General features: G+C 70.9%; 11 protein-coding genes. 4 read left to right on the top strand and 7 right to left on the bottom strand.

The features are described 5' to 3' along the window. Window positions 1–12 precede the first annotated feature (12 nt). The 3 genes from ASF22_RS12905 to ASF22_RS12915 are packed head-to-tail and all read left to right on the top strand — an operon-like array spanning window position 13 to window position 2,335. Entirely contained in the window at window positions 13–1,140 is a 1,128-nt protein-coding gene (locus ASF22_RS12905) for a hypothetical protein (protein WP_156647695.1), read from the top strand. Continuing rightward, window positions 1,137–1,691 carry a GspMb/PilO family protein gene (locus ASF22_RS12910; protein WP_056264896.1) on the top strand — a complete coding sequence of 185 codons (555 nt, stop codon included), beginning with the start codon at window positions 1,137–1,139 and terminating at the stop codon, window positions 1,689–1,691. The genes ASF22_RS12905 and ASF22_RS12910 overlap by 4 nt, the downstream gene beginning before the upstream one ends. Next, complete coding sequence (locus tag ASF22_RS12915; protein WP_056264898.1) at window positions 1,688–2,335, top strand: hypothetical protein; 648 nt, start codon at window positions 1,688–1,690, stop codon at window positions 2,333–2,335. Before ASF22_RS12910 ends, ASF22_RS12915 begins: the two co-directional genes overlap by 4 nt. 36 nt (window positions 2,336–2,371) lie before the next feature. On the opposite strand, the gene gspD is transcribed toward ASF22_RS12915, so the two are convergent. The 4 genes from gspD to ASF22_RS12935 all read right to left on the bottom strand — a co-directional run bounded on the left by gspD (window position 2,372) and on the right by ASF22_RS12935 (window position 6,802). Further along, a complete protein-coding gene (gene gspD / locus ASF22_RS12920; RefSeq protein ID WP_056264902.1) occupies window positions 2,372–4,843 on the bottom strand; it encodes a type II secretion system secretin GspD in 2,472 nt (823 codons plus the stop codon). Between the two features lie 427 nt (window positions 4,844–5,270). Then, window positions 5,271–5,990 (bottom strand): cytochrome c biogenesis protein CcdA, encoded by a 720-nt coding sequence (locus tag ASF22_RS12925; RefSeq protein ID WP_056264905.1) that lies wholly within the window; start codon window positions 5,988–5,990, stop codon window positions 5,271–5,273. Between the two features lie 82 nt (window positions 5,991–6,072). Beyond that, window positions 6,073–6,465 carry a thioredoxin family protein gene (locus tag ASF22_RS12930; protein ID WP_056165796.1) on the bottom strand — a complete coding sequence of 131 codons (393 nt, stop codon included), beginning with the start codon at window positions 6,463–6,465 and terminating at the stop codon, window positions 6,073–6,075. A gap of 148 nt (window positions 6,466–6,613) precedes the next feature. Continuing rightward, a complete protein-coding gene (locus tag ASF22_RS12935) occupies window positions 6,614–6,802 on the bottom strand; it encodes a DUF1289 domain-containing protein (RefSeq protein ID WP_056265222.1) in 189 nt (62 codons plus the stop codon). A gap of 352 nt (window positions 6,803–7,154) precedes the next feature. Here ASF22_RS12935 and ASF22_RS12940 point away from each other — a divergent pair, with 352 nt between their 5' ends. Continuing rightward, window positions 7,155–8,897, top strand: a complete 1,743-nt coding sequence (locus ASF22_RS12940; protein ID WP_056264908.1) for a pilus assembly protein — start codon at window positions 7,155–7,157, stop codon at window positions 8,895–8,897. Between the two features lie 22 nt (window positions 8,898–8,919). Here the strand turns inward: ASF22_RS12940 and ASF22_RS12945 are convergent, their stop codons facing one another. The 3 genes from ASF22_RS12945 to ASF22_RS12955 form a co-directional block, all read right to left on the bottom strand. Beyond that, entirely contained in the window at window positions 8,920–9,618 is a 699-nt protein-coding gene (locus ASF22_RS12945; protein WP_056264911.1) for a TadE/TadG family type IV pilus assembly protein, read from the bottom strand. A gap of 8 nt (window positions 9,619–9,626) precedes the next feature. Then, window positions 9,627–10,217, bottom strand: a complete 591-nt coding sequence (locus ASF22_RS12950; protein WP_082483688.1) for a TadE/TadG family type IV pilus assembly protein — start codon at window positions 10,215–10,217, stop codon at window positions 9,627–9,629. A 238-nt stretch (window positions 10,218–10,455) separates the two neighbouring features. Next, window positions 10,456–12,684 (bottom strand): xanthine dehydrogenase family protein molybdopterin-binding subunit, encoded by a 2,229-nt coding sequence (locus ASF22_RS12955; protein ID WP_056264913.1) that lies wholly within the window; start codon window positions 12,682–12,684, stop codon window positions 10,456–10,458. Between the last annotated feature and the right edge of the window lie 34 nt (window positions 12,685–12,718).

A 12,718-nucleotide genomic window follows, 5' to 3' on the forward strand; every position in this document is an offset into this window, starting at 1 on the left:
GCGGCCCCTCGCTTGCGGATGCGATCGAAGGCGCGGTTCATGGAGGCGGATCTCATGGACACGGTGACGCCCTCCGCACCCCTGCGGGCCGCCGGGTCGTCCGGCCGCCTCCCGGGGATCCGGGGCCGGCTCGCCGGCTGGGCCGCCCGCGCGGGCTTCGCCGAGGTCCGGTCGGACCGGCCCACGACGGGGATCCTCCTCAGTCCCGAACCCGGCGGCCGCACCCTCCTGCTCACCGACCGGCGCGGGCCGGAGCCCCGCACCTATCGCCTCGACACGGACGCGGACGACTTCGCCGAGCGCCTGAGCGCGATCCGGGGCGGCGGCCGGGGGCTCGGCGCCAAGATCCTCCTCGATCCGGCGCAGTGCTTCGTCCGCACCCTGACCCTGCCGACGGCGTCCCTGCCGCGCATGCGCGAGGTGTTGGTGCAGGAACTCGAGGCGGCGACCCCATTCCGGGCCGAGGGCGTTTACAGCGACTGGTACGTCGAGGGCGAGGACGCCGCGACGCGGACCCTGCGCGTCCGCCACGTCGTCATCAAGCGCGTGCGGCTCGATCCGCTGCTGGCCGCCATGGGCCGGGCCGGCCTCGTGCCGGGTCCGGTCGCCGTCGGGGGCGCGGAGACGACCGCCATGCCGGTGGACCTCCTGTCGGGGGGGCGTCGGGCGATCCCGCCGCTGCTGCGCGGGCTCGGCCTCGGCGACCTCGCGCTCCTGGCCCTCGCGGGCCTGTTGCTGCTCGGCAGCCTCGTTCTCGTGCAAGACCATCGCGGCGCGACGCTGGCCGCCCTCGACGATGCGATCCTGGACGCGCGGGGAGCCCCGTCCCTGCGCCGGGCCCCGCTTCCCGCCGGCGCCGCCGCGATCCTGGCGGGTGCGGCGGCTCGGCCGTCCCTCGCCCCGGTCTGGAGCGCCGTCGCCGACGCCCTGCCCGATGCGGTCTCGGCCGAAGCCCTGCGCCTCGACGCGCAGGGGTTGACCCTGACGCTGCTGGTCCGGGACGCGACCGATCCGCTGCCCCGCCTGGCGGCCCTTCCGGGCTTCGGGCCCGCCGCGGTGCTGGACGCGCCCGAGGCTTCGGGCGCGCCGCGCCGGCTGACCGTGCGGCTTCCCCACCGGGCTCCGGAGCCGATGCCATGATCGCCGCCCTGTCCGATCGCGCCTCCGGCTGGATGCCGCGCGCGCCCGTCCTCCTCGCCCTCGGGGCCCTCGGGGCCCTGGGGCTCGCCGTCGCCGGGCCGGTCTCCGAGATCCGCGAACTCGGGGACGGGATCGCCGAGGCCCGCGACCGGTTGGCCCGCACCCGTGCGGCCACCGCCCGACCGGTCCCGTCGACGCCCTTCTCCGGGGTCGATGCGGACGCCGTGTCCGCCGCGTTCCGTGCCCGGATCGAGACCGCCATCGCCGGGCGCGCGGTCATCCTGGAGGATGTCACCGTGGTCCCGGATCCGGATCAGGTGCGGTTGCCGCTCCTGAACGCGGCCCTGCGCGGGACGGCCGAAGGGCTGCACGGCGTCCTGGCGGAGCTGGACGGGGGGCTTCCGCGCGTGCGCACCGAGACGGCGGAGATCGCGGTCGCGAGCCCGGCCGATGCGGACGAGGAGCGGCCGACCCTCCTGCGCCTGTCGCTGACCGTGCGCGGGCTGCTCGCGCCCGCCGACGCGCCGCCCCGGCCGGAGACGGGCCGATGAGGGCGCGCATCGCCCCCCTGGCGTCGGCGCTGGCCGCGAGCCGTCCCGTCCCCCGGGCGCTCGCTGGCCTCGCGGGCCTCGCCGTGCTGGCCGCATGGGTCTGGCCCGCCGCCACCCTCGACGCCGGGCCCGTGGCGGCGCCTGCCGCGCCGGTCCGCCTCGCCGACAGCGGCGGCGCGCTCCATCGCCCGCTCTTCGATCCCGACCGCCGGGCCTGGACCGCGCGGGGTTCCCTGGCCGACCTCAGCCCCGCGACGCCGATCCGCTCCGTGCTCCGGGTGCGCGGCATCCTCATGAGCGACGGCAGCGGACGCGCCCTCATCGAGGAGGAGGGGGCGGGCCTTCCCGTCTGGCTCGCCCCCGGCGAGGGCCGCGCCGGGTGGGTTCTCGCCGCCGTGCAGGCCGAGCGCGTCACCGTGCGCCAGGACGGCCGCACCTACGATCTCGCCTTCCTCGGGGAGCCCGCGACGCTGCAGCCGCCGCGCCGCCGGCGGGCGGTGGACCGGGCGCCGCCCGAGGCCGTCGTGCTGGCCGAACCGGCACCGGCCGCACCGTCGTGGGTCGAGCCGCCCGCCCTCCGGCTCGCCCCCGAGGCGGTGCCGGCGCGCGTGCGCACGATCCCGATCACGCCGCCCCGGCCCTGATCCGCACCGGGGGGCGCCGCTCCGCCCGATCCCGGGTCAGTCGATCATCCGGCGCAGGAAGCCGGGGGGGCCGGCCGGTGCGGCGGCAATGGGCATCGGCGCCGGCACGGGGCGCACCGGCATCATGGTCCGGAGCTGGGCCCGGAAATCCTGGCTGATCCGGTCGGCATCGACGGTGCCGCGGATCACCCGCGGGCGGATGAAGATGATGAGTTCCGTGCGGATGCGGCTGTCGATGCGGTTGCGGAAGGCCGGCCCGATCAGCGGCAGGTCGCCCAGCACCGGCAGGCTCTCGTTGGTGATCAGGGCCCGCTCCTGCACCAGACCGCCGATGGCGAGGCTGTGCCCGTCGTGGACCGCGATGCTGGTGGCGACCCGGCGCTGGCGGATGGTCGGCGAGTTGATGGTCGAGGTGGTGGTCGGCACCACGTCGCTGACCTCCTGGTTGATGTCGAGGACGACGAGGCCGTTCTTGTTCACCCGCGGCGTGACCGAGAGGATCACGCCGGTGTCCTTCATCTCGATCTGGTTGAGGATCGGGGCGTTGCCCGCGAGCGCGCTCTGGCCCGTCTGCTTCACGATGGGCACCTGATCGCCGATCTGGAGCTTGGCCGTGCGGTTGTCGAGGACGGTGATGTTGGGCGACGAGATGACGTTGACGCGGGTGATGCCCTGCAGGGCGTTGAGCACCACGCTGAAGTCGGGGTTGTTGAACAGGTAGTTGAAGCCCGTGACGCCGCGCGTCGCCGCCGCGATGAGCCCGGCGGTGCCGCCCGTCGCGGCGCTCGCCGCACCGATGGTCGCCGCCTGGGTGAGGTTGAAGCGCGAACCCTGGTTCTTGAGGAACCACTGCACGCCGAACTGGAGCTCGTTGTTGAGGGTGACCTCGGCGATCACCGTCTCGAGGAGAACCTGGGTCGGCATCGCGTCGAGGCTGGCGAGGATGCGCAGGAGCTTGTCGTACTGGGTGCGGGTGGCCGAGATCACGAGGCTGTTGTTGGCATCGTCGGCGACGACGCCGATGATGGCCCCCGCATGCGCCGCCTGACCCGCGTAGCCGGCCCCCCCGCCGTAGCCCCCCTCGTGTCCGGCGGCACCGAAGACGCCGCCCCCGGTCGCGGGCGAGCCGCCCCAGGCTTCGCCGCCACCGCCGCCGAAACCGGCCGCACCCGCGCCGCCACCGAAACCTCCCGCACCCGTGGCGGTGGCACCGATGCCGCCCGCTCCGGCCCCGCCCGCCTCGCCGCCGAAGCCGCCGGCTCCCGACGCACCGCCGGCCCCGGGAAAGCCCGCGCCCGCCCCTCCGAAACCGGACGCGCCGGCACCTGCCGCGCCGAAGCCCGCCGCGCCGAGACCGGCGGCGCCAAGACCCGGTGCTCCGAGCCCCGGTGCCCCGAGACCCGCCCCGCCGTAACCGCCGCCTCCGCCCCCATAGGCGCCGAGCCCGCCAGCGCCGAGTCCGCCCGCGCCGAGCCCGCCATAGGCCGCACCGCCATAGCCCCCGCCGCCGTAGCCGCCCGCGTTCGCCCCGCCCCCCATCTCGGCGGCGATGACGCCCTGCAGCACGGCGGCCAACTCCTTGGCCGAGCGATTCTGGATGCGATAGACGAAGAGCTGGCGCTCCCGGTCGGCGGCGACGGATTCGAGGCGCGTCGCCCAGTCCCGCGCGCGGTCGAGGTAGGCCGCGCGGGTGCTGATCACCAGGACCGCGCCCAGCGCCTCGTTGGGAACGAACCGGATGATGTCGCCGGTGCCGGCGGTCTCGCCGCCGAAGATCTGGGTGAGGTTGCGCGCCATCGCGGCCGGATTCGCGCTGCGGACGGGCAGGATCGCCGTCGACATCCCGCGCATCCAGTCGACGTCGAACACGCTGATGGTCTGACGCAGGGCCTCGATCTGGGCGGCGTCCCCCGACAGGATGAGGAGGTTGCGGACCCGGTCGACCCGCAGGACCACGTCGCGGGGCGCCACCGAGGAGAGGATCGCCTGCATCTCTGCGGCGGCGATCCAGCGGAGCGGCACGGCCTGGGCGCCGCCGCCGGCGGCCCCGAGCCCCTGCACCGGCACGGCGCCGGTGGCGGGCCCCGCCGGTACGATTTGCGCCGTGGTGCCCCGGCGGCGCAGGGTGAGGTTGCGGCTCGACAGCGCGCTCTCGAACATCCGCAGGAGGATCTCGCGGCGCACGGGCCCGGCCGTCTGCAGGGTGATGGTGCCGGAGGCGCGCTCGTCGAGGGTGTAACCCCAGCCGAGGGCATCCGTGAGGACCGCCTTGGCGGCGACGGCGATGGGCACCTCGACGAGGTTCAGGCTGACGACGCCGGGGCGGAACTCCACCGCCTGTTCGGGTACGCCGCCGATGAACTGGTCGGTCCCCCGCCGCGACACCGACTCGGCCGGCGGAACCGGGCGGCCATAGACGGCATCGGGCTCGGCCGCCGTCGCGGCGCCAAGGCCGAGGGCCGAGGCGCCGAACGCCAGGAGGAGACCGAGGGATGCCGGGATTCCCATGACCGTTCGTGCCTGCTCCCCATTCCCGGGTTGATCCTCCGGCGGTTATGGGGTGGGCTTCATTAAGAGACCGTTTACCACGATCGAACCATTCGCAGCCGAAGCTGGATTTCGTAACGATTGAATAACCACGTGCTATTCCAGAAACATCCGAACTTCGTGAAGATCTGCGATGAAGAAGGAGGGCGCGGTTCGGTGCGCATCGCCGCTCCGCCAGTCCTCGCCTGTCGGGGGCGTGATGGGTCTGGACCGCAACCGGGTCCGTTGCTCCGGGACGATGCGCCGAAGCTCTGTGTTCCCGGTGTCTGGGTCGCAGGCTGTCTTGTCGAGACCGCGCGAGATCCCCGATGCTTCGCCTTTCTTGGGAATCATGTCTGCCGCCCGGTCGTGCGCCGTCCCGTCGCGAGCGCCCGCGAGGAGCGGGTGTTCAGAACCGCGTCGTCAGGGCGGTGAGCCAGGCGGGCGAGGCGTCGACGAGGGTGGTCTCCAGGACCTTGTCGAGGCCCGTCAGGATGGCGAGGCCGGTCGCCGCCAGGATCAGCCCGAGAACCGCCTTCAGACCCTGGCCCAGGCCCATCATCCGGCCGCGCCAGCGCAGCAGCGTCGCCCGCGACAGGGTGCCGAGGACGACGAGGGGCAGCCCGGCCCCGAGGCCGAACGTCACCATGGTCAGGGCCACGGCGGCGAGGTCGCGGCCCTGCGCCGCCAGCAGGGAGGCGGCCCCGAGGGTCGGGCCAACGCAGGGGCTCCAGACCGCGCCGAGCAACAGGCCGACGCCGAACTGTCCGCCGAGGCCCGTGGAGGACACGCCGCCGAATCGCGCCTGGACCCAGTCGCTCAACGGGCCGGCGGCGACGGCGAGGCGCGTCTGGGCGGCGGGCAGCATCAGGACAAGGCCGAGACCGACCAGCAGCAGGGCGGCGCCCTTGCGGAACACATCCGTATCGAGGCCGAGTCCGAAGCCGATGGTGGCGACGAACAGCCCGATGGCGACGAACGCGAGGGCGAGGCCGCCCGCGAGCGCCACGGGCCCGTAGCGGTGCTCCGAACTCGCCGCGCCGAGGACGAGGGGCAGCAGCGGCAGCACGCAGGGCGAGAGCACCGACAGGAGTCCGGCGAGGAAGGCGAGGCCGAGGGAGGTGCCCATGGGTCGCCTTACGCGTCTCTCACGGAACGCCCGCCGCACCGAAGCGGGATCCCGGGGCGATCGCGCGGATTGTCGGGCACGCCTAGAGCGCCTTTTCCACCAGGCCCTCGATCCATTCGGGCTGGGTCTCGCCCACCGAGCGCCCGGTCTCGGTCTCGCCCTTGAAGACGATCAGCGTGCTCTGCATGCGGGCATCGAAGCGGCGCAGCACATCCTTGCGGCTGTCGAAATCGACATCGAAGATCACGAGGTCCTTGAAGCGCGGGTCCTGTGCGAGCTTGGCGAGGATCGGCTTCTGCGTCTTGCAGATCGGGCACCACGGGGCGCTGACCTCGACGAGGATCGGCCGACCGGCCTTCTGAGCCGCCGCGAAGGCGCCGGCCTCGAAGGGCATGGGGTCGGCCTGCGCGGGCATCGCCAGGACGGCCAGGGGCAGGAAGGCGGCGAGGCCGAGGAGTGCGCGGCGCATCATCATGGGGGTGTCCTCCGCTGAGCCGTCGTCCCACGTTCCTGCGGCGCGGCCCTTGAGACAGGCTTACGGGATCGCGCCGCGCCTGTCTGCGACGGAGCACGGCGGCCCCGAAATCTTGATCGGGGTTACATTCGAGGGAGCGGCGATCCGTTCAATCCGGCTGGGGGGCATCCTGAACCTTCCGGACCCGGGCGGGCAATTCGCGCAGAAGCGCCGTGCGCCGGAACGGCGTCAGCTTCATCCAGGCGCGGATCTCCGGGATCGTCCGACCGCATCCCACGCACCAGCCGGTCCGACCGTCGAAGCGGCAGACGGCGATACAGGGATCGTTCTTGCGCATGGTGCCGGCCTCCCGCCCGGGGCGATGCGTGCCCCGCGCGCGGTCATACGGCATCATGCACGGATGCGCGCGGCCCCTGCGGATCGGACCGACCACCACACGCGACCGCTGCGGTGCCAAAGCGCTCTCCGCCGAAGTGGATGCCGGTTCGGCGAAAAGAGCGCGGCATGACAAAGGCCGCGCTCGAGATGTGTCCCAACCCAACGTGGTCGGGCGCAGCTCTAGGTCTGGCCGCGGAGTTGTATCGTGATTTCGATCCGATCAATGGTAGTGTAGCGGCTGTTCGAAATCGTACACGAGGTATTAATCGAAACCTGATGGATGTGTCCGGAGATCGATCAGGACTCGAGCGATGTCTCTTACACGTCGATTTCTCGGCGACAGGCGCGGCAATATCGCGGTCATCTTCGGACTCAGCTTTCTCCCGCTGATGTTCCTGGCCGGAACCGGCATCGACTACGGGCGCGCTTCGTCCATGCGCGCCCGGTTGCAGAACGCCGTCGACGGGACCGCCCTGAGCCTGTGCCAGACCGGCACGGCTACGACCAGCGCCGCCCTCGAGGATCAGGCGACGAAGCTCATCGCGTCCTACATGCCGGGGGCGACGTTGGAGACGCCGCTGGCCATCGGCGCTAATCCGCGCACGATCCTGGTCAAGGCCAGCGCCACCTACCGGACCGCCTTCGCCAGCCTCCTGCGCATCAACACCATCGATGTCGGTGCGGCGTCGCAATGCGCGACTCCCATGGCGCAGACCTTCGAGATCGCCATCGCCCTCGATACGACGGGCTCGATGGACGTGGCGGGCGGCTCGGGCACCAAGATGTCGGCGGCTCAGGACGCCGCCAAGAAGTTCATCGACTACGTCTACACCAAGCCGGCCTTCAGCCCGCAGACCCGGATCTCCATCGTTCCCTTCGCCGGAGGGGTGGCGGTGGACCCCAAGACCTACGGGTCGACGACGCCCTGGATCGATGGAGCCGCGAAGTCGGCCTATCACTGGACCAACGTCGACTTTTCCGCGGCCAGCAGCACCGTCAAGACGGCGATCAGGAGCCGGTTCGATATCTTCGATCAGCTCAGGAAACTCGATTCCAGCTGGGGTTGGGCTGGCTGCCTCGAGACGTTGCCCTACCCCCTCAACGTCCAGGATTCGGCCCCCACCTTGGACGACCCCAACAGTTATTTCGTGCCGATGTTCGCCCCGGACGAACCCGGCGGTGACACGACGGGCAAGGTGACCCTCAGTGTCCTTTCCAAGAGTCCCGACACGAAGAACAGCTACACGGGGCTTCCGCTGCAAGCGCAAACTTACATCAATAGCTATCTCGACGATAATACGAACGAGCCGAGTTGCGCCTTCAAAGCGATGACTCTGACCGAGGCGGAGATGCGTGTCTGCAAATACTACAAGCCGGTGTGGTCCGCCCCCACCTCGAAGAACGTGCTGCAACTGCCCAATGGCCCGAACAACGGTTGCACGAGCAAGCCGCTTCAAACCCTGACCAACGAGACGGGGAAGCTCAAGACCCTCATCGACAGTCTGATCGCCAGCGGCAGTACGAACATCTTCGAAGGGTTCATGTGGGCTTGGCGGACGATCTCCCCAACCAGCGTCTTCGGTCAGGCGACGGCCTACAGCGACACGAGCGTTCGGAAGGTCATCGTTCTCATGACCGACGGCGAGAACTCATGGTACCCGAATTCCGCGTTCGATCTCACAAACATGCATAACTCCATCTTCAGTCCGTTCAGCTACATGATCAACGCCAACGGAACCAAGGTGTCGGGAAGCCCAGGGCTGCCGAGCCGTCTCACGTCCGGGACGGGGACGCCAACGACGTTGGCTCAGGCCCGGGCCGCCCTCGATGCCCTCACGCGCGAGGCCTGCACCAACGCCAAGGCGCGCAACATCGCCGTGTTCACCATCGGCTTCAGCGTGCCGAACGATCCCATCGACCAGGCGGGCATCAATCTGCTGCGGGACTGCGCGACGGTTCCGGCCCAGGCCTACGTCGCCAACTCGTCCACCGCCCTGATCGCGGCCTTCGACGACATCGCCAAGAGCATCGGCAAACTGCGCATCGTGCGCTGACCCGGCGGGCGGACCGCGCCTCTCAGTTCGCGGTCGCCGGACAGGCGACGCCGGCGGGCAGGACGACCTCGTCGTCGGCGCCGCCGGTGACCGCCTTGCCCTGGCGGGTCGGCCAGACGACCGTGTCCTCCAGGGGGAACTCGGCGGTGCTCGCCCGGGTGAAGCTGACGTACGCGGCGCCCAGAACCGGTGTGTAGGGCGTCGTGACCTGGGCGACCACGAGGCGCATGCCGTGGCGGTTGTAGCTCGCCGGGATGGTCAGGCTCGCGGGGGCGAGGCCGACGGGCCATTTGGCGGTGGCCGGGGATGCGTCGCTCGAGCAGATCCGCACCGTCCGCGTCGTGCCCTGCATGTAGATGCCGATGGCCGCGACCCGGATGACGGCCTTCGTCGCGTCGAAGGGACTGTAGACTAGCTTCGAGGCCGCCAGGATGCTGTCCATGGTCGTGCGCGTCATGGGTGAGGTCGTGTCGCCGAGGGACGTGAGGTCGGCAACGGTCCGGGTCAGCAGGGTGGTGCGCCGCTGGGCCATGGTGCCGCGGGCCAGCTCGGCGCTGCCGACATAAACCAGCAGCAGCAACGGGGCGATGAGGGCGAACTCGACGGCCGCCACGCCGTCCCGGGCCCGCCGGAAGCGGCCGAAGGCGCCCGGGGCCGGCCGGTCGGTGGCGGGAAGAGACGCGCCGGAAACGCGGCTCGGGGGCAGGGGGGTGCGCAGCATCCTCGGGCCTAGAACGGTTCCGTGCGAAAGACCTGGACGGAGTGCAGCAGGCGCGAGCCGTCCGCGAAACTCTGGGTGATGGGGAACATCAGTGTGAAGCTCGGGTACTTCACGGCCGCCTGCACCACCACGATGGTGCTCGCCTGGGCGTTCGCGTAGGCCGTGCCGAACCCCGTCGACCAGTCCCGGGTCGACGGATCGACGGGATTGGTGCTCGTACCCGCGGTCATGGATGCGTAGACCCGCACCTCCAGCTTCACGTCCGTGCACCGGAACAGGGTCAGGCGCTCGGCCCCGTTCACCTGGCACAGCTTCTGGCGCAGGTTCTCCAAGATCGTCGCCGGGTCGGTGACGCCGGAATTAGCACTCTGGAACTGTCCCGTCTGGATCGTGCGCGTCGCGTCCGCGAGGGCGTCGTCGAGGGTCTGGCTCGCCCAGAACATCATCGACATGTCGATGATGCCGGTGATCAGGGCGAGGAACGGAAACGCCAGGATGGCGAACTCCACCGCCGTGGCACCCGCGCGGGCATGCCGGAACCGGCTGACCAGCGTCTGCGGCGTGAGGGCCCGGCTGGGAAGGTGAGGCGAGGGGACCATGGGGCGACGGGGCTTCGGGCTCGCACCGCGATCCGGTGCGCACGCTCTACCTGCCCCCCTGCTCCTTTCGAACCCCTTGCATTCCGCGCCTGCCGGGCAGCATCGCACAAGGTTGTCTGCGCGAAGCTCGGCCCGCCCGCTTCAAACGGAGGGAGACGACCCGGAGCACGACGTCGTCGCGCTCCGCATTCGGTGCGGATCTTACGCCGATCATCATGAAATCGTCGGTCCGAACGTGTCAGGTCGGCCGTACCGGTGACCGATCGCGGGCCTCGAGACCGCGCAACACCTTGTCGAGGGTGAGAGGGTAGTCGCGAATACGGACGCCGGTGGCATTGTAGACGGCGTTGGCGAGGGCCGCCCCGGCGCCGCAGATGCCGAGTTCGCCCAGCCCCTTGCTCTTCAGCGGGTTGGCCTTGTCGTCGAGTTCGGGGAGAAACACCGCGTCGATGGCGGGAATGTCTGCATGGGCCGGCACGTGATACTCGGCGAGATCGTGGTTGACGAAGTGGCCCGTGCGCGAGTCGATCACCACCTCCTCCATCAGGGCGGCGCCGACGCCGAACACCATCCCGCCGATGGCCTGCGAGCGCGCGGTCTTCCGGTTGAGGATGCGCCCCCCGGTGAACACGCCGAGCATCCGGCGCAGGCGCACCTCGCCCGTATCGGCATCGACGCCGACTTCGGCGAAATGCGCGCCGTAGGAATATTGCGAGAACGCCTCGGTCATGGCGCCGGGCTTGATCTCCCCCGTGGCCTCGATGTCCCCGGCGCGGCCGGCGATGTCGGCCAGGCTCTCCGAACGGTTTCCGGAGACGACGCGCCCGTCCGCGAAGCGCGCTTCCTCCGGGCCGAGTTCGGCCGCCGCGACGATCTTCGCCCGCAGAGCCTCGCAGGCGACGTAGAGGGCCGACCCGGCGCTGCCGGCGCCGAACGAGCCGCCGGAACCGGCGGCTTTCGGAAGGCGCGTGTCGCCGAGTTCGACATGAACCCGCTCCACCGGCAGGCCGAGCATATCGCCGGCGATCTGTGCCAGGATCGTGTAGGTGCCGGTGCCGATATCGGTCATCGCCATGCGGACCGTGACGGAGCCGTCGCCTTCGAGGCGGATGGCGGCCGACGAGGGCCTGAGCGGGTTGAGGCGGGCGGCCGCCGACACGCCCAGGCCGACGAGCCACTGCCCCTCCCGCGTCGTGCCGGCCGCGCGACGCTTGTCCCATCCGAAGCGCGCGGCGCCTTCGCGCAGGCACGGCACGAGTTGGCGGGTGGAGAACGGCACCCCCTTCTCCGGGTCCTGGGTCGGCTCGTTGCGGATGCGCAGCTCGATGGGATCGATGCGAAGGCGCTCGGCGAGTTCGTCCATGGCGCATTCCAGCGCCAGCATGCCCACCGCCTCGCCCGGCGCCCGCATGGCCGAGGCGAGCGGCAGGTTGAGGGTGGCGAGCCGATGCTTCGTCATCCGGTTCGACGCGGCGTAGAGGGAGCGCGTGGCATTGGCCGAGGTCTCGTAGAACCCGTCACCCGGCGTGGTGTCCGACCAGGATTCGTGCCCGATGGCAACGAGCCGGCCGTCCGGTCCGGCGCCGAGGCGCAGGCGCTGGATCGTGTCCGAGCGCCGGGTGGTGACGTGGAATTCCTGCTGGCGCGTGAGGGCCACCTTCACCGGCCGGCCCACCGCCTTCGAGCCGAGGGCGGCGAAGATCGCGTCGGCTTGGGGCTGGAGCTTGCCGCCGAAACCGCCGCCGATGTAGCGGCTCACCAGTCGCACGTTCTCCGGCGGCAGGCCGAACACCGATGCGAGGGAGGCCTGGCCGCGGTTCAGCATCTGGTTCGACGTGAACAGGGTGACGTGGTCGCCCTCCCACGACGCGATGGTGGCATGCGGCTCCATCATCGCGTGGGTCTGGACCGGTGTGGTGTATTCGACGTCGACTTGCACGGGCGCTCCCGCAAAGGCGCCCTCGAAATCGCCCAGCGCCGAATCCGGCGGACTCTGCAGCTGCTTCGGGATCACGGCACCCGCTATGCCGGCCCGCAGGCTATAGGCGCCGGTCTCCCGCGCGTACTCGGCCCTGATCGTAGCGGCGGCGGCGCGCGCCTGCTCGAAGGTCTCGGCCACCACAAAAGCGATGGGTTGGCCATGATGCCGGATCTCGGGTCCGGCCAGGACCGGAGCAACCTGCTCCTTCTTCTCGCCCTGGGGCGGCACGTTCTCGTGAGTCATCACGTGGAGCACGCCCGGCATTGCCTCGGCCGCCCGCACGTCGAGCCGGCGGATCCGACCCTTGGCGATGCCAGCCTCCACGAGGGCGCCGTAGGCCGGGTTCTTCAATTCGCGCGTCTCGTAGGCGTAGGGCGCCGCGCCCGTCACCTTCAGACGACCCTCGATCCGGTCGATGGGCTTGCCCAGCAGGCCGTCGGGCCTGTCGTCGAGGGGCGTGTGGCCGATCGGCTGGTTCATGTCCATCGGACGATTCCTGACTCTTCTGGGATTGGGCGTC

The organism is Methylobacterium sp. Leaf87 (assembly GCF_001422775.1).
Classification (GTDB): Bacteria; Pseudomonadota; Alphaproteobacteria; order Rhizobiales; family Beijerinckiaceae; genus Methylobacterium.

What these genes read in the sequence shown, in the direction of transcription:
- ASF22_RS12910 (WP_056264896.1), top strand. Translation starts at nt 1,137, where the DNA reads ATGATCGCCGCCCTGTCCGATCGCGCCTCCGGCTGGATGCCGCGCGCG.
- ASF22_RS12915 (WP_056264898.1), top strand. Translation starts at nt 1,688, where the DNA reads ATGAGGGCGCGCATCGCCCCCCTGGCGTCGGCGCTGGCCGCGAGCCGT.
- gspD (WP_056264902.1), bottom strand. Translation starts at nt 4,843, where the DNA reads ATGGGAATCCCGGCATCCCTCGGTCTCCTCCTGGCGTTCGGCGCCTCG.
- ASF22_RS12925 (WP_056264905.1), bottom strand. Translation starts at nt 5,990, where the DNA reads ATGGGCACCTCCCTCGGCCTCGCCTTCCTCGCCGGACTCCTGTCGGTG.
- ASF22_RS12930 (WP_056165796.1), bottom strand. Translation starts at nt 6,465, where the DNA reads ATGATGATGCGCCGCGCACTCCTCGGCCTCGCCGCCTTCCTGCCCCTG.
- ASF22_RS12935 (WP_056265222.1), bottom strand. Translation starts at nt 6,802, where the DNA reads ATGCGCAAGAACGATCCCTGTATCGCCGTCTGCCGCTTCGACGGTCGG.
- ASF22_RS12940 (WP_056264908.1), top strand. Translation starts at nt 7,155, where the DNA reads ATGTCTCTTACACGTCGATTTCTCGGCGACAGGCGCGGCAATATCGCG.
- ASF22_RS12945 (WP_056264911.1), bottom strand. Translation starts at nt 9,618, where the DNA reads ATGCTGCGCACCCCCCTGCCCCCGAGCCGCGTTTCCGGCGCGTCTCTT.
- ASF22_RS12950 (WP_082483688.1), bottom strand. Translation starts at nt 10,217, where the DNA reads ATGGTCCCCTCGCCTCACCTTCCCAGCCGGGCCCTCACGCCGCAGACG.
- ASF22_RS12955 (WP_056264913.1), bottom strand. Translation starts at nt 12,684, where the DNA reads ATGGACATGAACCAGCCGATCGGCCACACGCCCCTCGACGACAGGCCC.